Source organism: Micromonospora sp. WMMD735 (assembly GCF_049178995.1).
Taxonomy (GTDB): domain Bacteria; phylum Actinomycetota; class Actinomycetes; order Mycobacteriales; family Micromonosporaceae; genus Micromonospora; species Micromonospora wenchangensis.
Map to the genome: position 1 here is coordinate 5,381,365 of NZ_JBMHMJ010000002.1, position 19,795 is coordinate 5,401,159.

Consider the following 19,795-nt stretch of genomic DNA (forward strand, 5'->3'; position numbering starts at 1 on the left):
CCGATGACCTCGGTCCTGACCAGCACGACCGCCCGCCTCGACCGGGTCCGCCGCCACGGCGCGGTGCGCGCCGGGGTGAGCACCGGCATCCGTGGCCTGTCCGCCCCCGACACCGACGGCCGGTGGCAGGGCCTGGACGTGGACACGGCCCGTGCGGTGGCCGCCGCCGTGCTCGGTGACGCCAACGCGGTCGAGTTCGTGCCGCTGACCCCGGACCAGCGGATGCCCGCCCTGGCCGGCGACGACATCGACCTGCTCACCTGCAACGCCACCTGGACGGTGAGCCGGGAGGCCGGCTTCGGGGCCACCTTCGTCGCCACCACCTGCTATGACGGCGGGGCGTTCCTGGTGCCCCGGGCGGCCGGTGTCACCGCCGCCGCGCAGCTCGCCGGACGCCGGATCGGGGTGCTCGGCGGCACCAGCAGCGCCGCCAGCCTCGCCCGCTACTACGCGCCGCTGAACGCCGAGGTCGAGGTGGTGCCGTACCCGGACGCGGCGGACGCGCTCGTCGGCTACCGCGACGGCGCGGTCGACGCGTACGTCTGCGACGGGGTGGTGCTGGCGGCCGAGAAGACCCGGCTGCCGGACCCCGACGCCCACGTCGTCCTGCCCGAGCTGATCTCCCGCGAGCCGATGGGCCCGGCGGTCGCCGACGGTGACTCGCACTGGCTCAAGACGGTCCGCTGGATCATCTTCGCGCTGATCGCCGCCGAGGAGGAGGGTCTGACCTCGGCCACCGTCGGCCAGGGCGCGGCGTCGGCGCTGCTGGACGCGCAGGCCCACCTCGGCGACACGCTCGGCCTGCCGCGGACCTGGATCGGCGACGCCGTCGGTCAGGTCGGCAACTACGGCGAGGTGTACGACCGCAGCTTCGGCGCGGCCAGCGGCCTCGACGTGCCCCGCGGCCTCAACGACCTGTGGACGCGCGGCGGCCTGATGTACGCCCCGCCGTTCGCCTGAGCACGGCCGCAGCCGAGGGGGCGGCGACCGCAACCGGAAGGGACACCATGGAGAACCACCGCAGCAGCAGGACACCGATGGTCCAGATCATCGTCGCGATGGCGGGCTGGGGCACGATCGGGGTGTTCGTCCTCGAATCCGGGCAGCCGGCGTTCAACGTGGTCTTCGCCCGGTGCGTGCTGGGCGCGGTCGCCCTCGCCGTGGCCTGCCTGGTCGGCGGCTACTTCCGCAACACCGGGCTGACCCGGCGCAACCTGCTGCTCGCCGCCGGTGGCGGGGTCTGCCTGGTGTTCAACTGGGTGTTCCTGTTCTCCTCGTTCGAGCAGACGTCGATCACCATCACCACCGTCGTCTACCACACCCAGCCGTTCTACGTGCTGTTCCTCGGCGCGCTGCTGTTCAAGGAACGGCTCACCCGGGCCAACGTCGGCTGGGTGGTGCTGGCCTTCGTCGGGCTGGTGCTGACCACCGAACTGTGGACGGCACTGCGCGGCGAAGGGCTGGACTCCCGGCAGCTCCTGGGCATCCTCAACGCGCTTGCCGCCGCCGTCCTCTACGCCCTGGCCACCATCGCCGCGAAGCAGCTCAAGGGGGTACGGCCACAGATCACCGCACTGATCCAGGTGTTGATCGGCATTCCGCTGCTGCTGCCGTTCGTCCGTTTCGCGGCGCTGCCGGCACCGGGCGCGAGCAGCTGGATCTGGCTGGCGGTGCTCGGGGTGTTCCACACCGGCGTGCTCTACCACCTGCTCTACTCCGCCGTCCCGCACCTGCCCAGCTCCACCATCGCGGTGGTGGCGTTCGTGAACCCGGCGGTGGCGATCGTCTGCGACGTCGTCGTCTACGCCCACCGGCCCACCCTCGCCGAGATCGTCGGCATCGTGCTGATCGTGCTGTCCAGCCTCGGGGTGACGTTGCGCTGGCAGCCGCTGGCCGCCCGCCGCCCGGACCCCGCGCCCGGCGGCACCCCGACCGGGCCCGCGGTGCCCGAGCCGGCCGAGGTGCCGGTGGCGACCGGGGCACCCACTCCTCTGGTGACCGTCGACGAGGCCGGGTCACCCCACTCCGTCCTTCGAAAGCAGGGCTGACGTGACATCCTCCACCGACACCCCCGCTCTCCCCGAGACCGCCCCGCGGGCCGCCACCGGCGCCGCGTTGCCGATCGCCGTCGTCGGGGCCACCGGCGCGGTGGGTCGTACCCTGATCGACCTGCTCGTCCAGCGGGGTTTCCCGGTCGGCGAGTGCGTGCCGGTGGCGTCGGCGCGCTCCGCCGGGCAGCGCATCGACGTGCCGGGCGGCACCGCCACCGTCCACGACCTCGACCGGTACGACTTCTCCGCCGTACGGCTGGCGTTCTTCTCCGCCGGCACCGGGGTCAGCGAACGGCACGCCCGTCGCGCCGCCGCCCAGGGCGCCCTGGTCATCGACAACACCAACGCGTTCCGGATGGCGGCGGACGTGCCGCTGGTGGTGCCGCAGGTCAACCCGGACGTGCTGCACCGGCGGCCGGACAGCGGCATCATCGCCAACCCGAACTGCTCCACCATTCCCCTGGTGCGCCTGCTCGCCCCGCTACGCCAGCGCTACGGCCTGCGCCGGGTCACCGTCAGCACCTACCAGGCGGCCTCCGGCCGGGGTAACCGGGGAATGGCGGAACTGCGCGCCCAGGCCGCTGCCGCGACCGACGACCCGACCCGCACGGGCCCGGTCGAGGCGTTCGGGGTGCCGCTGGCGTACAACGTGATTCCGCTGATCGACACCCTGCTCGCCGACGGCTTCACGCTGGAGGAGCAGAAGATGCGGCAGGAGAGCCGCAAGATCCTCCGCGACCCGACGCTGGACGTGACCGCCACCTGCGTCCGGGTGCCGGTGCTCAACGGGCACAGCGAGACCGTGGTGGTGGACTGCGACGCGCCGGTCGACGCCGGTGAGCTGGCCGCGCTGCTGGCCGGTGAGCCGGAGGTCCGGGTGTGGACGGACCGGCCGCCGACCCCGCGCACCCTCGACGACGCCGACCTGGTGCACGTCGGGCGGATCCGGGTCGACCCGGAGCACCCGAACCGGGTGGCGTTCTGGCTGGTGGCGGACAACCTGCGGATCGGTGCCGCGCTGAACGCGGCGCAGATCGCCGAGGTGCTGGTGGCGAGGGGGGTCCGGTGAGCCGGGTACGGGTGGTCAAGTTCGGCGGCTCCAGCTTCGCCGGTCCGGAGCACTTCCACACCGTCGCCGCCCACCTCGCCGGACGGGTCCGCGACGGCGAGAAACTGGTGGTCGTCACCAGCGGGATGCCCGGGGCCACCGAGGAACTGCGTCGCCTCGCCACCGAGCTGCATCCCGAGGTCAGCAGCCCGGCCCTGCTCGGCCTGCTGCCGTTGGCCGACACGGTCGGTGCGGCCCTGCTGCGGATCGCGCTGGAACGCGCCGGTCTGCGCGCCGAACTGCTGCCGCCGCACCACATCGGGCTGGCCAGCAGTCCGGCGGGTGGGCAGGCCGCCGCGCTCACCGGTGTCGACCCGGTCTACCTGCACGGGCACCTGGCCGCCGCCGACGCGCTGGTGCTGCCCGGCGGTCAGGCGGCCGACGCCCACCAGCGCCCCACCTGGCTGGGCAAGAACAGCTCCGACCTGTCCGCGGTCGCGGTCGCCGCCGCACTACGGCTGCCGGGCTGCGACATCCACTCCGACGTGGAGGGCGTGTACGACGCCGACCCCCGGCAGGTCCCGGCGGCGCGACTGCTGCCGACCCTGGCGTACGCCGACGTGGTGACCATGGCGCGGGCCGGCGCGAAGGTGCTGCACTCCGGGGCCGTCGAGTTGGCCGCCCGGCACGGTGTGACGGTCACCTGCCGGCTGAACACCGGTGACTTCCACGTCGGTTCGGTGATCGGCCCGACCGGTGACCCGGCGTACGCGGTGGTGGCCGACGCCCGTTCCGTGGTGCTCACCGGCGACGACCCGGACGCCGTCGAGGCGGTGCTCGCCGCCGAGGGCCTGGCCACCCTCCGGGTGGCCGGCGCGGTGGTGGCGACCGGCTCGTTCGCGGACGTGCCGGCCCTGCTCGCGGCGCGGGGCAGGACCTGCACCGTGACCGGGCAGAAGCTGCTCACCGTGCTCCGCGCCGGGGTGCCCGAGTACGAGCTGGTGCCGGCCACCGAGCTGGCGGTGGTCGCCCGGTCGCGGCACGCGGCCCTCACCACGGTCGCGGCCGTGGCCTGACCCGCCCCCGGCGGTCGTCGTCCCCGGGCCCGCCTCGGGCCGTGGGGTGCCCGTATCCGCAGCGCATAATGGGTACGGCCTCCGCGTGGACCGGCGGGGGCGGGAAGCAGCGACGGCCGCCGGGCGGGGCCGGGGCGACGAGCGGAGACGGCGGTACGGTGACCCAGGCGATGCCGAACGTGACCCGGAACACGCGTCAGCGCGGCGAGGTGCTGGCGCTGCTGCGCGAGGTCGACGGTTTCCACACCGCGCAGCAGCTGCACCAGATGCTGGTGGCCCGCAAGGCCCGGGTCGGGCTGACCACGGTCTACCGCACCCTGCAACTTCTCGTCGACGCCCAGGAGATCGACTCCACCCGGTTGCCCGGCGGGGAGCAGCTGTTCCGCCGGTGCAGCCAGAGCCGGCACCACCACCACCTGGTCTGCCGCCGGTGCGGCAGCACGGTCGAGGTGGCCGGGCCGGCGGTCGAGCGGTGGGCCGACCAGGTCGCCGCCCAGCACGGTTTCACCGAGGTCGGGCACACCTTCGAGATCTTCGGCACCTGCGCGGAGTGCGCCCGCTGACGACCGGTGGCGGGTCAGCAGTTGCGCAGCTCGGGTGACTGGTTCAGGAGCTGGCCCCGGGTGGAGACGAACCGGCGGTAGGACCCCGAGTCGACCGCCGCCGGACGGAACGCGGCGACCCGGTGGCAGTTCTGGAACGCCAGCTTCACCCCGAAGTGGCGTTCCAGGCTGGCCCGGATGGCGTCGCTGGCCATCGCGCGCAGCAACTGCCCCCGCTCCGCGTCACCGGGCGGCGGTACGACGTTGTCCGCCCGGCCGGCCCGAGCGTGACGCACGCCCACGATGGGCATCGGGCCGTGGCCCCCCACTCCGGCCCGAACGCTCTTCAGCGTCGCTCCACGGCGCGTGCGGTGGGCGGCGCGACGGGATGCGGCGCGTCGTGTCGGGCCGGAGGGCCAGCCGGTCACGCCGAGTGACAGTCACCCGGCTTCATATCGGACCTGGCGGGCGGACGCCCTGGGTGAGGCTGTTCTCGCCAGGGCGTCCTTCGCTCGGGAGGATGGAGGATCACGCCAAGTCGCGCTGGTCTCGTAGGAGCAGGGTACTGGTGGCTAGCCCCACCAGTTGGCGCTCGCCTTGTTGTTCATTCCGTAGTCGCCCAGGTTTCCGATCCGAATTCCTGGACCGAAGCTGACCTTGCTTCCGCGGTTGAACGAGTGCTCCCACAGCGTGGCCACCGCCCAGCTGTACTTGTTCTCGGCGGAGCTCGCGGCGTCGTTGATGGATCGCGACGTTCCCCACCAACGCTCGTTCGTGAAGTTCGAGACGCTGCCACTGTCGTCCCAGCGACCACCGCTCCACGACGTGTCTTCGTAAAGGCACACGTCACCTGAACCGCAGACCCCGTCGTTAGCTGTAGCCGCACTTGCCCCGGTCAACACCATGATCGCTGCCGTGGTGGCGACAACGACGGGCGCTGAAACGGTTCTTCCAAACCGCCAAATTTTCACGACGACTCCCTTGTCTTGATTTTATTGGCGGTTCCAGCCTATGGAAAGCAAGAGGGTGCGGCAAGGATCTGATTAATTCTTACGGTTCTCTGCAAGTGGATCGACTAGGGTGAAGAGGTCCCGGATCCGTTGGCCATGATGGTGATGTTTGTCGTCTCTCCCTCGCGGGGAAGGACGAGATTGGCCTCTTTCCGGCCACCTTCAATCAGCGGGGACACGGCAATCACCCGCGCCTCGCCCACGGCACCTCCTGTCGCCAGCACCAACTTTCCCGCGTCGTCGGATTTTCCGGAGGCGATGGTCTGCCCGTCGGCATCCACCAGCGAGATCTCGGCTTCAGAAAGCCCCAACGCAAGGCAGCTCGCCTTCTGCGTGTTGCAGGAGTTGAGGCGGATTTCCACATCGACCTCGGTGCGGGCGGGACCTCCGCAGGCGGCCAGGGCCAAGGCTGACAAAACGACGCAGGCTGCTGACCGTACTTGCGGGTGACCAATCTTCACAGCGCCCTCCTGATCGGTAGATGTCACTTCTTACGCTACCTCATCGCCGCATTGCGTCGGCTGGTTCGATACGCGCCGCACGACGTGCTGGGTAGAGCCCTGCCGATAGCCCGATTGCCAAGCCGAGGCAGGGTGCCAGGGCGACCGTCCAAGGTTCGATCACCGCGGTCCACCTCCGCGCGATGGCGATGGCCAAGACGAGGGAGACGCCGAGGGCGGTGCCGATGAGCCCGCCGGTCGCGCCGAGCACGGCGGATTCGGCTATGAACTGGACACCTATGTGCCACGGCCGCGCGCCCAGCGTCCGCCGCAGCCCAATCTCCTCGACCCGTTCCAGGACTGACACGAGCATCGTGTTGGCGATACCGACCGCGCCAATGACGAGACATACGACTGCCAACACGATGATCATATCGTCGAGATCGCCGGTGACCTTCGCGCGTAGCGACTGAGGGTCGCCGGCCGCTACCACCTTGAACATTTCCGGAGCTTCCGGCCGCAAAGCCAACGCTATCTGGGATGCGACGAGGGAAATTGCCCCGGCCCTCGTCTCCACCAGCATTCGGGCACGAGGTTCCTCGGGCGTGCCGAACGCGACCACGGCCGAGTTCGGGGGGATGATGACGCTGAGGAGCAGTTCGGGCAACCTCTCTACCGAGTCGACAACCGCCATCACTGAGAACGGCATGTCATTGATGAAGACCGTGGGCTGGTAGGCGAGGGTCGAGATCCCGAGCCTGTCGGCCGCCGCAGCACCCAGGATGGCCACCCGTTCCGCACGTTCTTCGTGAAAGGTGTCGAAGATCCGACCCGACCGGAGTTTGATCTCCGCTGCGGCCAGCGCGCCACTGTCCGCAGCCATCACGCCCACATTCGTGTCGTTGCGGACTCCGGGCGCTGCCGCAAGGTGATACCGCTCGTTCGGTACCGGCCACCACACTCCCGCAGCCGTCACGCCGTTCAGGCGGGCAATTTTCTCCGGTGCGTCCGGGAGAAAGGACGGCGGAGAGGAGATCTCCCCGGCTCTGCCGATATCCTCGACCGTGATGGTCGTCGCGGCGAGTTCGCTGAAGTGGTCATCAATCTGCGCCCCGGCCGTAGCGGCGAGGCCGAGGACCGAGACGAGCGAGGTGATGCCGAGCACCGCGCCGAGTGCCGTCAGGACCGATCGACCGGGCCTCTGCAGCAGGCCGGCCAAGGCCTCGGACATCAGGTCGAGAAAGCGGACACTGGTGCGGCGATTCACGTGACCACCCCGTCCATGACGGAGATGGAGCGCGGTGACCGATCCGCCACCGCCATGTCATGAGTGACGACGATCAGCGCCAGACCGTCACCGTGAAGTTCGTCGAAGAGATCGAGGACGTCAGCCGCGCTCCGGCTATCGAGGTTTCCGGTGGGTTCGTCGCAGAGCAGCACCTGCGGCCGTCCGACGATGGCCCGCGCCACAGCGACCCGCTGCCGCTCCCCTCCGGAGAGATTGTTGGCCATCGCCTGTGCTCGACGGGCCAGTCCGACACGCTTCAGCGCCTCCGTGGCCGCTGCCCGGCGCGTCTCACCCGCTACGCCCCGGTAGAGCAGGCCGAGTTCCACGTTCTCCAACGCCGAGCGCCGGGGCAGCAGATGGAACGCCTGGAGGACGAACCCGATCTCGAAAGCGCGCAGCGCGCATCGCTTCCCTTCCGACAGCGAGCCCACATCCCTGCCCCGGAACTCGTAGCGCCCGGCTGTAGGCCGGTCCAGCAGCCCGATGACGTTCAGCAGGGTCGACTTTCCGGAACCGGAGGCGCCTACCACGGAGACTCGTTCGCCGGCCGCGATGGATAGGTTCACGTCGTTGAGCGCTCGCACCGGCGGCGGACCGGGATAGGTGAGTCCGATCGCACTCAGGCGCATGAGGTCGTTCATGCGCCGGTACCCACCACGACGACGTCGCCCTCCCGCAGGCGTGCCTGGTGTAGTGGGGTGACCTCGACGAATCCACCCGCACTCGCCCCGGCGCGTACCTCGGTCCTGACGGGGACGCCGGCAGCCGGCTGGACGAGCACGGCGGATGTTCCGTCCGCACCGGCAAAGATCGCGGACGCCGGCACCACCAGGACCTTCCGCGCGCTTTTGGCGGAGGTCACCGTGACCCGCACGTCGAGATCGGCCCAACTTGACGGCAACCTGCGCAGCGACTGCAGGAGGACGACACAGTGTGGAGCCGCCCCACCCGTGCTGTCCACCACCGGCTCGCCAACCGCAGTGACCTTCGCGGCGGTCTCGTCACCGGTGATCTCCGACGCCACGATCGCCCCCATCCCGGGTTGCACCAGGGTGGCCTGGTCCGGGGGCAGCTTCGCCTCGATGCTGAGATTCCCGGCGCCGAGGGTGAGCAGGGGCTCCTCGATCTTGCGGCCGACTTCCGCTTTCGTGTCGATGACCCGGGCCGGGAACGCTGGGACGAAGACAGCCTCCGCCAACGGCAGCATCGGCCCCGTATGCGCAATCAGTTCCGTCTCTGCCGCCTTCGCGCGTTCGAGACGACGACGGGCGATGTCGACGGCGTCGTGACCTGCGGCGTCGCGAGCCGCGGTCCGTAGCTCGTGTTCCGCTGACTCGATGGCCGACCGAGCGGCGTCCAGGGCGGGACGATCGGCTGCTCCGCCGCGGCCTCCTGTGTCAGGAACGTCGTAACCTATCGAGCGGTACAGTCGTCGCACCGCTGACTTGGTCGATGCACCGAAGTACCCTGCCCGGTCGCCACCCCGGTAGTGGCCCAGTTCTTTCAGGGCATGCTGAAGCTGCGTGACGTCTTCACCACTGTCTCCCGGCTTGAGGTCACGGTAGCCGGGCGTGCGCCCCGGCAGCACCACCAAGGGCCGTCCCGAGACGGCGAGAAGGACCTGCCCCGCGCGCACGGTGGCACCGGTCCTCGCCCTGACCTGGGTCACCACCTGAGCGCCGACATCGGACACCACGGGCGTGACCTCTATTCGCCGCTCGGTGACCACGGTCCCCCGTACGACTACGGTGTCCGCCAGAACCTTGCGCTCGACGGGCGCGGTCAGCACGGTGGGAGTTGGCGGCGCGGCGGCCGCTCGCCGCTCCGCCGGCGACTTCACATAGGTCGAGCCCACCAGACCGGTCACGGACAGGACAGCTGCCCCGGCGGTCAGTGCCAACCACCGTCGTCTTGTCGCCAGGCCAGCCTTCGCGGACCCGCACCGGCAAACGCCGTTGTGTGTTTCACCGCTCATCGCGTTGTCCTCCCCCTGTGCCCGTCGAGTTCGGGCGCGGCGTGCTGGCATCGGGCCCGGAGGGCTCGCCAGCCTGCCACGGTCGACCGGTGGGTACCGCCACCGCAGCGGTTGTCGCGATCAACGCGGTGCGACGTGAGGGGACCATGTTGTCCCACTCGACATGACGACGGATGTGGCAGCGCGAAGCTCCGCATCCATCGTCTGCTTGACCTCGTCGAGGCGGGTCTCGTTCTCCTCGATGGAGCGCGTCTGGTAGGCCGCCTCCACTGCCATCCAGATGTTGATCAGATTCGTCTCGCGCTTGCACGTGACATCGGCGACCGCGACCTCCCTCTCGGTTGCCGTCGCGACGTTCGAACCCTGCCACCGCACATCGTCATTCGCCTTCCAGGGGTCCGGATAGTCATGGCCCCGCTTCGACATGCAGTCACGCCAGTCGTCGAAGGCGGCCAGGAGGCGACGGTCCTGCCTGGCCCGCGCCGTTGCTTCACCGGCGAGCGCGAAGGGCAGCGCGAAACTCTCCGCGGAGGCTGACCCCAGCGCCCGGCGTCCCTCCCCCAGACATCCGCCCTCCGGAACCTGGCCGGCTTCGCTCCTGGCGACCTCGCCATGCATGATCGCGTAGGCCCCCGGGGGTAACTCCGGCTCCCGCCTCGGGCCGGCCAGCCGGCTGGGAGGCGGGTGGTAGCCGTAGCGTCGTGCCTCCGCCTCGTCCGTGATGCCGAACCTGTCGGGATGACCGGGGCGTCCCTCGACCAGCGGTGGTGGGACGACCTGGTAGCCGAAGCGAGCCAGGCATTTCGCGGCGATCAGGGAAGTTGCGTAGGTGACTATCGCCTCGCTCCGCGCGTCGAGCATGTAGGCGTCGAGTGGGAGGGCAACCTTCTCGGCGAGCACCGGTCCCGTACGGACACTTATCTCCGGCTCACCCGCAACTTCGGCGGTCGGCCCTGCGCAGCCGGAAATAAAGGTCACCACAACGACGGGGAGTAAAGTTCTCAATCGTGGCATGGCCTACCTCTGCGATTGAGGCGCTGGTGGCCGGCAGGGCCACCAGCGCCTGACGCATCACAATTATTCCTCAATTCCGCCACTTGCGGAATGTTCAGTAGTCGTTGGAAGAAGCCTTGTTGTTGAACCCGTAGTCGGAGAAGTAGTAGACCTTCTCCCCCGGGAGGATGCGGAGCCAGGAGCCTCGGTAGTAGGAGTGTTCGTAAAGGTAGGCGTCCCAGAAGCTGTACTTGCTCTGTCCGGAACTGGCCTGGTCGTTGATGGAGATCGTCGTCCCCCACCACTTGTCGCCACTGGCGTAGTCGCTGTCGCTGCTGCCCAGGTCCCAGCGACCACCGCTCATGTTGTTGCCCTCGAAGAGGCACAAGTCGCCAGGTCCGCAGTTGCCGTCGTTGGCCAGGGCGGGTGAGGCGACGCCGAGGGTGGCCGTCAGCACTGCCGCCGCGACGAAAACGCCACCGGATGCCCTGGAGAAGGCGCCGGGACTCAGCACGGCCGCACGACGTTCGAGGGCTGGCTGCCCTTGTCCCAACCCTTGTCGGTCGGGTTCCACGAAACGCTGATCGAGTCGATCCCGACGCCGATGCCGGTGATCTGTGCGGTCGACCAGGTGTGGGTGTACTCCGAGAAGGCCTGGAGCTCGCCGCAGCCGGGAGTATTGATCGAGTACACGATCTGGCCGTTGTACATGTTGTAGTCCAGCGCGCCACAGCCGGATCCACCGCAGAGTCGATCCTGCGCCCTGGCCGCGACCCCGTCGGTCCCGCCGGAGACCATGGTCAGGCTGAAGGACGGGAACGTGCTGGACGCGCCCCATGCGGTCGAGGAGTATCCCGACACCGAGGAGACGTTACGGCTGAAGGAGATCGCGAACACGTCGTATCCACCGACATTGCACGTGGTCGTGCAGCCACCGTCACTCTTGAGTGAGGTGAGACTGCTGAACTTCCACGTTGCGATCGCGTAGTACTTACTGGTGCAGGTGTCCCTGTAGATGGAGGGCGCGGGCACGCTGACGATGCTTTCCGACGACATCGGAGTAGCGGTTCGGGGCGTCGGGGTCGAGACGAGCCTGAGTCCCTCCTCGGCGAACAGCGTCCGGTCGATCTCCGCCTGCGACTTGCCGGAACGACGCAGGGCGACGAGGGTGCGGTCCAACGCCTTTGCCCCGCCGTCGCCGGCTGTCGCCCTGTTGGCCGCGGAGTTGCTGAGACAGAGGGGCTCAGGTGCCGCCTGCGCTCCCGTGGCGCTGATGATTACCACACTCCCGGACACGAGGGCCGTGAGGGCGACAATGCGGCCGATAATCCCTTTGGCGAACAAGATGCATCCTCCCGATGGAACCGATAGTTGTCACGGGAACTCCCGTCGATGCAGACTGGCCGGACCCATGGGGCCACGACAAGCCTGCCGGGGAAGGGTTGCGGATACCCGCAGCAGTGCTGCGACCGTGTCCGGTATCGAGCTTTTGGCGTATTTGTCGGCATTGACAGTCGGGGATGGGTGCTGCACCCTAGGCTCTTGATTACCGATGCCGGGATTCTCAGCCGGAGGTTGTCATGTCCACGGGGGACAGAAGTGTTAGTGGCCAGGAACACGAATTACTGCGACTACTGTTGTTGGGGCAGACCGTCGCCGCTGCGGCAGCAGCACTCTACGTCAGCACGAGGACGGCAGAAAGAATGCTCGCCAGGCTCCGCCAGCGCGCAAACGCACCCACTCTCTACGCGCTGGGAGCGAAAGCGGAACAGCTTGGTTGGCACGAAGAGGGAGAGGTGGTGAGTATCCGCCGCAGCAACGCCGAACCCTTGGGCCCGATTGCCGGGGCCGCCTGAGGCGCCGATGCACCCTGTAGCCGGGCAGGCAGGGCCGGTTACATCGACGGCTGGTCTCGGAAGTCAGGGTGGTCAGTCGTCGGTGGGGTGGGACCCGATCTCGAAGGCGAAATGGAAGGCGTCCAGCGGTGCCCTCCAGCGCACGGCCCACCGGCGTCCCGGCCGACGCCGGTGGGATCGGGCCGCCAGCCTGCGGAGCACGTACAGACCTACGTTCAACGGGTGCCCGAAGAAGGACCGGCCGCGCGGCCCGGTGGGTGGCCGCAGGCGGGAGACGGGCAGTGCTCGGGGTCTGCGTGCAGACGAGGACCGGGGCTGCGTCGTGCCCCGGCTGCGTCCGGTGACCTTCGTCAGACGCTTTCGCGTCCAAGGCGGATCGTGGTGGGCCGCCAGGGACTCGAACCCTGAACCTAAGGATTAAAAGTCCTCAGCTCTGCCATTGAGCTAGCGGCCCGTTCGCCCACAGGTTACCCGACCACGCCCTCCCGGTCGGGTACGCCTGCGGGCGGCCCCGGAGGCCGGGCGGCGGTCGCCCACCTCACCCGGCGGCCGGTTCCCGGGTGTCGGCCGGTACGACCATGGGCGCTCCGGTGACCGGGTCGGGGACCACCTGGTTCGGCATCCCGAACACCTCGGCGACGAGCCCGGCACCGACGGTCGACGCCGGATGCCCCTCGGCCACGATCCGGCCGTCGCGCATCGCCACCAGGTGGGTGGCGTACCGGGCGGCGTGGTTGAGGTCGTGCAGCACGGCCACCACGGTGCGTCCCCGGGTGACCAGGCGGTGCAGCACGTTGAGTACGTCGATCTGGTGTGCCACGTCCAGATAGGTGGTGGGCTCGTCGAGCAGGACGAGGGGCGTCTCCTGGGCGAGCACCATGGCGATCCAGGCCCGTTGGCGTTGCCCGCCGGAGAGTTCGTCGACCCGCCGGTCGGCCAGGTCGGTGGTGCCGGTGGAGTCGAGCGCCGACTCGACGGCCTCCTCGTCGGCGTGGGAGAAGCGGCGCAGCACCCGCTGGTGGGCGTAGCGGCCCCGGCCGACCAGTTCGCGGACGGTGATCCCCTCGGGCGCGGTCATGGTCTGCGGCAGCAGCGCGATCCGCCGGGCGCGTTCCTTGGCCGGCAGGGTGACCAGGTCCGACCCGTCGAGCGTGACCCGGCCCCCGGCGGGGCGGAGCAGCCCGGCGAGGGCGCGCAGGAGCGTCGACTTGCCGCACGCGTTGGGCCCGATGAGCACGGTGAACGAGCCGTCGGGCACCGCGAACGACAGGTCGGCGCTGACGGTCCGCTGGTCGTACCGGAGGGTGACGTGCTCGGCCCGCAGCCGCGCGGTCAGCTGGTCGACCATCGGGTCCTCCTGATCTCGTGGACGAGCAGCCAGAGCAGGTACGCGCCGCCGAGGGTGACCGTGACCACCCCCACCGGCACGGTCAGCGGGATCACGTGCTGGGCGACCAGGTCGGCGCCGAGCAGCAGCAGCGCACCGACCCCGGCGGTGGCGGCGAGCGGCAGGCCCGGTGCCCGGACGAGCCGGCGGGCGATCTGCGGTGCGGCCAGGGCGACGAAGGAGATCGGGCCGGCGACGGTGGTGACCGCGCTGACCAGGACCACCGCGATGACCACGAGGACGGCGCGGTTGCGCTCGACCGCGACTCCGCTGGCGGCGGCGACGTCGTCGCCCAGTTCGAGCTGGGCCAGGGCCGCCGCCCACAGCGGGGTGACCGCCAGCAGCACCAGGATGATCGCGGCGGCCGGCCAGACCACGTCGGCGGTGGCCGCGTTGAGCGAGCCGGCACCCCAGGCGGCGGCGAACAGCGCCGTCTCCAGGTCGGCGCGGAGCAGCAGCCAGGTGTTGGTGGCGGCGAGCATCGAGGAGACGCCCACCCCGACGACGATGAACCGGAACCCGGAGAGCCCGTCCCGGTAGGCGAGCAGGTAGATCGCCAGCGCGGCGAGCAGGCCGCCGGCGAGCGAACCGAGCATCAGCAGGTGCCAGCCGCCGCCGAGCAGCAGCAGGGCGATCAGCATGCCGGTGAACGAGCCGTTCGCCAGGCCGATGATGTCCGGGCTGGCCAGCGGGTTGCGGGTGATGGTCTGGAAGATCGCCCCGGCGACGCCGAGGGCCGCGCCGAAGGCGACGGCGGCGGCGATGCGGGGCAGCCGCCACTCCAGCACGACGGTGCGGGTCAGCCCGTCGATCCGGCCGCCGAGCACGCCGAGCACCTCGTCGAGGCGGAGCGGGAAGTCACCCAGCCAGAGGCCGACCACCGCCAGCGCCGCGACGACGAGCGCGGCGGCGGCGCAGACGGCGGCTTCGCGTACGCCGACGGTCACGTGCCGGTGGTCGGTGCCGAGCAGCAGCCGGCGACCCCCGGCGGTGCGGCGGACCGGCCGGTTCACAGCGCGGTCGCCCGTCGGCGTCGGGCCAGCGCGATCAGCATGGGCGCACCGACGAACGCGGTGACGATGCCGACGGGCATCTCGCTGGGCAGGACGGCGATCCGGCCGAGCACGTCGGCCAGCAGCACCAGCATCCCGCCGGCCAGCAGCGATCCGGCGAGGATGCGGCGCTGGTCGGTGCCGACGCCCCAGCGCACCAGGTGCGGCACGACGAGACCGACGAACGAGATGGGGCCGGCGATGGCGCTGGCCCCACCGGCGAGCAGGGTCACCGCGCCGAGCACGAGCAGCCGGGTCCGGACCAGGCTGACGCCCTGGGCGGCGGCCAGGTCGGGGCCGAGCGCGAGCGCGTTGAGGCTGCGGGCCGCGACCAGCGCGGCGAGCAGACCGGCCACGATCAGCGGCAGCACCGGCAGCACCACGGCGGTGTCGCGTTCGAGCAGGCTGCCGGCGTTCCAGCCGCGCATCCGGTCGAAGGTGTCGGGGTGGGTGAGGGTGATCCCGGTGGTCAGGCCGGCGAGCACGGCACCTGTCGCCACCCCGGTCACCAGCAGCCGGGTCGGGGTGGCCCGCAGGTCGGCGGCACCGCCGACGGCGTACACGGCGACGGCGACCAGGAGCGCGCCGAGCAGGGCGAGCCACATGTAGCCGGCCGGCGAGGTGATCCCGAAGAAGGCGATGCCGGCGGCGACGAACGCGGCGGCACCGGCGTTGACGCCGAGGATGCCCGGTTCGGCGAGCGCGTTGCGGGTGAACGCCTGCATCAGCGCGCCCGCGACGCCGAGGCCGGCTCCGACGAGCAGCCCGGCGAGGGTGCGCGGCAGGCGCTGCCCCCAGACGACGTACTGCGCGGTGTCGCTGCCCGCGCCCCGCAGCGCCGCCCAGACGTCCGCCGGGGGCACCGGGTTCGCGCCCACGAAGACCGACAGCACCAGCGACCCCACGAGTACGACGACCGCGCCGACCAGCCACCGCCGGGTGGTACGGCGACGCGCGGTACGGCCGGTGTCCGGCCGTACCGCGCGGGCGGGTGTGGTGGCGGTCAACTCGACGCGGTGAGGATGCGTTCGAGATCGTCGAGGACGACCTTCCCGCCGACCGTGCCGACCCCGGTGATCCAGAACGACTGGTCGACGAGGTGCAGGCGGGGGAAGGCGGCGGCGTTGGCGGTGATCGAGGCGGGGATGGTGCTGCGGTCGTTGACGTCGACGGTGGTGACGAAGACGTGGTCGGCCTTGGCCTCCAGCACCCGTTCCGGGGAGACGTCGACCGAGATGGAGTTCTCCCAGTCGCGCTTCGGGGTGGTGAAGCCGACGCACTCCAGGGCGCTGCCGGCGAACGAGGTGGGGCCGTAGAGGGTGAGGACACCGTCGCGGGGGCGGATGAGCTGCGCGGTCTTCCCGGCGGTGCCGAACTTCTTGGCGATGTCCGCGCACCGCTGCTGGAAGCCGGCGAGGAGCTTGTCGGCGGAGTCCGCGCCGCCGAGCGTGGTCGCGGTGAACCTGACGTTGTCCTGCCACGGGTCGGCCTGGGAGGCCATGAACACGGTCGGGGCGACGTCGGTGAGCTGCTGGTACAGGGCGGAGTGCCGGGACTCGGTGCCGATGATCAGGTCGGGCTTGAGGGCCGCGATCTTCTGCACGTTGGGTTCCTGGACGGTGCCGACGGTGGTGATGCCGGCGGCCTTGTCGCCGAGGTACTTGGGCACGCCGGCGGCCTCGTTGAGCACGGCCGCGCCGACCGGGGTGAGCTCCAGGGCGATGGCGGTGTCGAGCTGGACCGGTTCGAGGACGACGACCCGGGTCGGCTTGTTCGGCACGGCGGTCTTGCCGCGTGCGTGTTCGACGGTTCTGGTGTCGCCGACGCTGCCCGCCGGGTCGGAGTCGTCGGAGCCGCAGGCGGCCACGGCGAGCACGGCCGCCGAGGCGACGGTGAGGGCGAGGAGTCGTCGGCGGATTGTTCGAGGGGTCGGCGTGCGCATGGTGCAGGTTCCCGTCTGGCTACTGACAGTGATTACTCACGGCGATGTTTAGGTTAGCATTACCTAATCATCGATCTCTTCGCGGGCCGGCCGGTCGTGCCAGTAGCCCTGGGTGTGCACCTGCCGTAAATCAACGTTCGCCTCGGTGAAGAGCCGACGCACCAGGGCAATCTTGCTACTCTCCGTAGCTGCCCAGGCGTAGAAGTCCGTCCCCGCGGTCGCCGCCGTCCGGCCGTGCCCGGCCAGCCAGTCGGCCACCAGCCCGGTCAGCGTCGTCCCGCCCCGGGCGTCGCCCCGCAGCCGGACCTCGACCCGGTGGCCGGCGGTCACGTCGTCGAGGGTGGCGGCATCCGCCGCGTCGCCCGCCTCCAGCAGGACCGTCGCCCGGACCCCCGGGCCGAGGCCGGACAGGATGCCGCGTACCGCCGGGTACGCCGTCTCGTCCGCCGCGATCAGCACCCGCGTCGCCGGCCCCGGTTCCCACTGCACGCCGTACCCGGGTTGGCCCGCCCCCACGTGCGGGCCCGACAGGAGCAGCCGGTCACCAGGCCGGGCCGCCGCCGCCCAGCCGCTCGCCGGACCGTGCGGCTGGTGCAGGTAGAAGTCGAGGTCCAGCTCGCCCGCCGCCGGCCGGGTCCGGTACGCGGTGTAGCTGCGCAGCCTCGGGCGCACGTCGCCGGGAATGGACCGCCACTCGCGTCGCCACGTCTGCTCGGGCAGCCCCGCCCGCAGCTCGGCCGGGTAGCCGCCGTCGACCGGGAGCATGATCTTGATGCGCTGGTCGAGCTGGTACGGGGCCATCTCCCGCAGCCGCTCGTCGCCGAGCGTCACCCGGACGAACCCGGGCGACAGCCGCCGGGTCGCCGTCACGGTCGTCGCGAACAGGACGTTGGGCGAGTTGCCGAATGCTGACATGCCGGCAGAGGCTAGCGTGCCCCGTCCGGGCAGCTCACCGCCCCGGACCCGGCAGTGACCCAGGCCCACCCGGCCGCCGCCCGCCGAACCGGGTCGCCCGGTGCCGGCGCGACAGGCCGGCACCGTCCCGGTCCCGGCGCGGCACACCGTCAGCGGGCCTGCCGGAGCGCGTCGGCGAGTTCCGTGGCCGTCGTCGCGGTGACCCGGGGCTGGTCGACGAGCATCGCGTCGATCACCCCGGCCAGCCGTGGCGGCACGGCCCCGACCCGCTGCCGCACGGGCACCGGCCGGGTACGCAGGACCACCGCGACCGGATCGGCCCCGGCGGGGAAGTCCCGGGGCGTCGCCCCGGTCAGCATCCAGTAGAGACAGGCGGTGACCGCCCAGAGGTCCACCTCGGGGCGGGCGTACCGGTAGTCGACCAGTTGGGCCCGGGGCTGGAAGGCGAGGCTGCCGCCGGTCGCGCCGGTCCCGGTGTGCCCGGACAGGCCCGCCTTCTCGAACGCCTTCGCCAACCCGAAGTCGGCGACCTTGGTGACGACCTCCCCTGCGGGCCCGGTGGTGAGCAGGAGGTTGTGCGGGGTGACGTCCCGGTGCACCAGCCCGTGGGCGGTCTCCGTCCGGCCGTCGGCCAGCACGACCGCGAGTTCCGCCCGATGGGCGTAGGCCAACGCGTCCAACGCGTCGAGCGTGATCGGCAGCGCCTCGTCGACCGTGAGCCGGCCGCCGCGCCGGGCCACGAACTCGGCGACGCTGCCACCCGGGCAGTACTCGCAGGTGAGGAAGAACGCGGCGTCGGCCACACCGCTGCTGTGCAGGGCGACGATGTTGGGGTGCCGCAGCCCCCGGGTGCAGGCGATCTCACGGCGGAAGGCGTCCCGCGCGGCAGGGTCCACCGCCCGGTCGGCGAGCAGCGTCTTGAGGGCGACGAGCCGGCCGGACGGCTCGTGGCGGGCCAGGTAGACGACACCGTGGCCGCCCCGCCCGAGCTCGCGCAGCACCAGGTGGTCGGCGAAGCCGTCGAGGGCGGGGGCCCCGAGCGCGGCGGCCGCCGCCAACGCCGGCAGGGGCCGGCCCCGGTCCGGTCCGGTCGCTGCGGCGGCCCGCGTCCCGTCGTCGGAAAGGGTGACGCGTACCGTCGCGCGCCCGATCCGCACCTCGTCACCGGCCGACAGGAGCCGCCCGCCGTCGACGGGCCGGCCGTCGAGCCAGGTGCCGTGCCGGCTGCCGAGGTCGTGTACCCGCACCTGCGGCGGATCGATGTCGAGCCGGCAGTGCCGGCGGGAGACCCGCAGGTGCCCGTCGTCGACCCGGATCCCGCAGTCGGCGGCCCGCCCCACCACGACCGAGGTGCGGCGGTCGAAGACGTACGTGTCGACGGTGGACCCGGCCAGGACGGTCACCGTGACGGGCGGGGGAGCCGGCACCGCCCCGGCGGGTCGCCCGGCCCCGGGGTCGTCGGTGTCCACGCCCGGCCGCCCGGTCAGTCGACCAGCGCCACGTACAACGGGCTGCCGAGCAGCACGGTCATGCCGGGCCGCCCGTCGAGTTCCGGGTACGGGCTGGGCCCGTGGAGCAGCCGCTTGGCGAGGAACTCGACGTTCTGCGTGGGTCCACGCAGGCGGGTGCCGGCCTGGTGCACCGAGGCCAGCGCCGCCACCTCGGCCGGGTCCGGCTCGTCCACCCCGGCGGGTGGGGGGCCCGGTGCCGGCTCGGCCTCCTCGTCGACGAGCCCGGCGAGCAGCGCCGGCATCGTGGACGAACCCACGAGCCCGCGCACTGTCGACTCGGCCGCCGGGGTCGCGCCGATGAGGTGCGACGGTGACCCGCCGAGCCCGACGATGGTGTCGTCGGTGCGGCCACCGAAGTAGACGAGTGACAGCTCGCCCGTGGTCGGGACGATGCCCCACCGCATCGGCAGCAGCCCCCGGAAGAACTGCCCCGGCTCGTCCACGGAACCGACGTCGGCGTGCTCGTCCAGGTAGCGGGTGACCCGCTCCAGGCGGGCCAACCGGTCGGTGCCGGGGTTCTCGACGCTGCGTTTCACCCCGACGACGGTGAGGTTCACGCTGAACTCGGCGGCCCTCCTGCGCTGGTGACCCGGGTCGATCTGGGACAGCAGCATGTCCACCTTGGCGTCGCTGACGTAGAGGTAGTAACGAAAACTCACGGTCACTCCCTGACGACGCGGCCCGACCCCCGAGGTTACCGTCCGCGACC

At 71.0% G+C, this 19,795-nt stretch carries 20 protein-coding genes, 1 tRNA gene and 1 pseudogene; 5 read left to right on the forward strand and 17 right to left on the reverse strand.

Annotated features, from left to right (window positions below):
• The first annotated feature begins 3 nt into the window (after positions 1–3).
• The 5 genes from ACN268_RS23420 (at position 4) to ACN268_RS23440 (ending at position 4,738) form a co-directional block, all read left to right on the forward strand.
• Entirely contained in the window at positions 4–960 is a 957-nt protein-coding gene (locus ACN268_RS23420; protein WP_421485018.1) for an amino acid ABC transporter substrate-binding protein, read from the forward strand.
• Between the two features lie 77 nt (positions 961–1,037).
• Positions 1,038–2,048 carry a DMT family transporter gene (locus tag ACN268_RS23425; RefSeq protein ID WP_421485019.1) on the forward strand — a complete coding sequence of 337 codons (1,011 nt, stop codon included), beginning with the start codon at positions 1,038–1,040 and terminating at the stop codon, positions 2,046–2,048.
• 1 nt (position 2,049) lies between these two features.
• Entirely contained in the window at positions 2,050–3,120 is a 1,071-nt protein-coding gene (locus tag ACN268_RS23430; protein ID WP_421485020.1) for an aspartate-semialdehyde dehydrogenase, read from the forward strand.
• On the forward strand, positions 3,117–4,175 hold the full coding sequence (locus tag ACN268_RS23435; RefSeq protein WP_421485021.1) for an aspartate kinase: 1,059 nt from the start codon (positions 3,117–3,119) through the stop codon (positions 4,173–4,175). Before ACN268_RS23430 ends, ACN268_RS23435 begins: the two co-directional genes overlap by 4 nt.
• Before the next feature lie 170 nt (positions 4,176–4,345).
• Complete coding sequence (locus tag ACN268_RS23440) at positions 4,346–4,738, forward strand: Fur family transcriptional regulator (RefSeq protein WP_211291356.1); 393 nt, start codon at positions 4,346–4,348, stop codon at positions 4,736–4,738.
• Positions 4,739–4,752: 14 nt separating this feature from the next.
• Here ACN268_RS23440 and ACN268_RS23445 read toward each other — a convergent pair.
• The 17 genes and pseudogenes from ACN268_RS23445 to ACN268_RS23525 all read right to left on the reverse strand — a co-directional run.
• Positions 4,753–4,998, reverse strand: a pseudogene (locus tag ACN268_RS23445) (SCO5389 family protein); the annotation flags it as partial.
• A gap of 291 nt (positions 4,999–5,289) precedes the next feature.
• Entirely contained in the window at positions 5,290–5,688 is a 399-nt protein-coding gene (locus ACN268_RS23450) for a peptidase inhibitor family I36 protein (protein ID WP_363791305.1), read from the reverse strand.
• A gap of 104 nt (positions 5,689–5,792) precedes the next feature.
• On the reverse strand, positions 5,793–6,188 hold the full coding sequence (locus ACN268_RS23455) for a hypothetical protein (RefSeq protein ID WP_363649991.1): 396 nt from the start codon (positions 6,186–6,188) through the stop codon (positions 5,793–5,795).
• Positions 6,189–6,228: 40 nt separating this feature from the next.
• Entirely contained in the window at positions 6,229–7,434 is a 1,206-nt protein-coding gene (locus ACN268_RS23460; RefSeq protein WP_421485022.1) for an ABC transporter permease, read from the reverse strand.
• Positions 7,431–8,096 (reverse strand): ABC transporter ATP-binding protein, encoded by a 666-nt coding sequence (locus ACN268_RS23465; protein ID WP_363649995.1) that lies wholly within the window; start codon positions 8,094–8,096, stop codon positions 7,431–7,433. The genes ACN268_RS23460 and ACN268_RS23465 overlap by 4 nt, the downstream gene beginning before the upstream one ends.
• Positions 8,093–9,322, reverse strand: coding sequence for a peptidoglycan-binding protein (locus tag ACN268_RS23470; protein WP_363649997.1), 1,230 nt, complete (start codon positions 9,320–9,322; stop codon positions 8,093–8,095). The genes ACN268_RS23465 and ACN268_RS23470 overlap by 4 nt, the downstream gene beginning before the upstream one ends.
• Before the next feature lie 228 nt (positions 9,323–9,550).
• Positions 9,551–10,330, reverse strand: coding sequence for a hypothetical protein (locus tag ACN268_RS23475; protein ID WP_421485023.1), 780 nt, complete (start codon positions 10,328–10,330; stop codon positions 9,551–9,553).
• Between the two features lie 208 nt (positions 10,331–10,538).
• Positions 10,539–10,880 (reverse strand): peptidase inhibitor family I36 protein, encoded by a 342-nt coding sequence (locus ACN268_RS23480; protein WP_363650001.1) that lies wholly within the window; start codon positions 10,878–10,880, stop codon positions 10,539–10,541.
• Positions 10,881–10,930: 50 nt separating this feature from the next.
• The gene (locus tag ACN268_RS23485; protein ID WP_363650003.1) at positions 10,931–11,767 is read right to left on the reverse strand and encodes a hypothetical protein; all 837 of its coding nucleotides are present in this window, start codon (positions 11,765–11,767) and stop codon (positions 10,931–10,933) included.
• Between the two features lie 891 nt (positions 11,768–12,658).
• Positions 12,659–12,733, reverse strand: a tRNA-Lys gene (locus ACN268_RS23490).
• Between the two features lie 84 nt (positions 12,734–12,817).
• Positions 12,818–13,615 carry an ABC transporter ATP-binding protein gene (locus ACN268_RS23495; RefSeq protein WP_421486975.1) on the reverse strand — a complete coding sequence of 266 codons (798 nt, stop codon included), beginning with the start codon at positions 13,613–13,615 and terminating at the stop codon, positions 12,818–12,820.
• On the reverse strand, positions 13,612–14,679 hold the full coding sequence (locus ACN268_RS23500; protein WP_421485024.1) for a FecCD family ABC transporter permease: 1,068 nt from the start codon (positions 14,677–14,679) through the stop codon (positions 13,612–13,614). Before ACN268_RS23500 ends, ACN268_RS23495 begins: the two co-directional genes overlap by 4 nt.
• Entirely contained in the window at positions 14,676–15,725 is a 1,050-nt protein-coding gene (locus tag ACN268_RS23505; protein WP_232377957.1) for a FecCD family ABC transporter permease, read from the reverse strand. The genes ACN268_RS23500 and ACN268_RS23505 overlap by 4 nt, the downstream gene beginning before the upstream one ends.
• The gene (locus ACN268_RS23510; protein WP_421485025.1) at positions 15,722–16,660 is read right to left on the reverse strand and encodes an ABC transporter substrate-binding protein; all 939 of its coding nucleotides are present in this window, start codon (positions 16,658–16,660) and stop codon (positions 15,722–15,724) included. Before ACN268_RS23510 ends, ACN268_RS23505 begins: the two co-directional genes overlap by 4 nt.
• A gap of 63 nt (positions 16,661–16,723) precedes the next feature.
• Positions 16,724–17,575, reverse strand: coding sequence for a siderophore-interacting protein (locus ACN268_RS23515; protein WP_421485026.1), 852 nt, complete (start codon positions 17,573–17,575; stop codon positions 16,724–16,726).
• Between the two features lie 149 nt (positions 17,576–17,724).
• Positions 17,725–19,044, reverse strand: a complete 1,320-nt coding sequence (locus tag ACN268_RS23520; protein WP_421485027.1) for a protein kinase domain-containing protein — start codon at positions 19,042–19,044, stop codon at positions 17,725–17,727.
• A 14-nt stretch (positions 19,045–19,058) separates the two neighbouring features.
• Positions 19,059–19,745 (reverse strand): DUF7019 family protein, encoded by a 687-nt coding sequence (locus ACN268_RS23525; RefSeq protein ID WP_421485028.1) that lies wholly within the window; start codon positions 19,743–19,745, stop codon positions 19,059–19,061.
• Positions 19,746–19,795: the final 50 nt, after the last annotated feature.

Bases quoted from the DNA above. Each gene is read 5' to 3' on its own strand.
- ACN268_RS23425 (WP_421485019.1), top strand. From the start codon at position 1,038: ATGGTCCAGATCATCGTCGCGATGGCGGGCTGGGGCACGATCGGGGTG.
- ACN268_RS23420 (WP_421485018.1), top strand. From the start codon at position 4: ATGACCTCGGTCCTGACCAGCACGACCGCCCGCCTCGACCGGGTCCGC.
- ACN268_RS23440 (WP_211291356.1), top strand. From the start codon at position 4,346: ATGCCGAACGTGACCCGGAACACGCGTCAGCGCGGCGAGGTGCTGGCG.
- ACN268_RS23510 (WP_421485025.1), bottom strand. From the start codon at position 16,660: ATGCGCACGCCGACCCCTCGAACAATCCGCCGACGACTCCTCGCCCTC.
- ACN268_RS23515 (WP_421485026.1), bottom strand. From the start codon at position 17,575: ATGTCAGCATTCGGCAACTCGCCCAACGTCCTGTTCGCGACGACCGTG.
- ACN268_RS23465 (WP_363649995.1), bottom strand. From the start codon at position 8,096: ATGAACGACCTCATGCGCCTGAGTGCGATCGGACTCACCTATCCCGGT.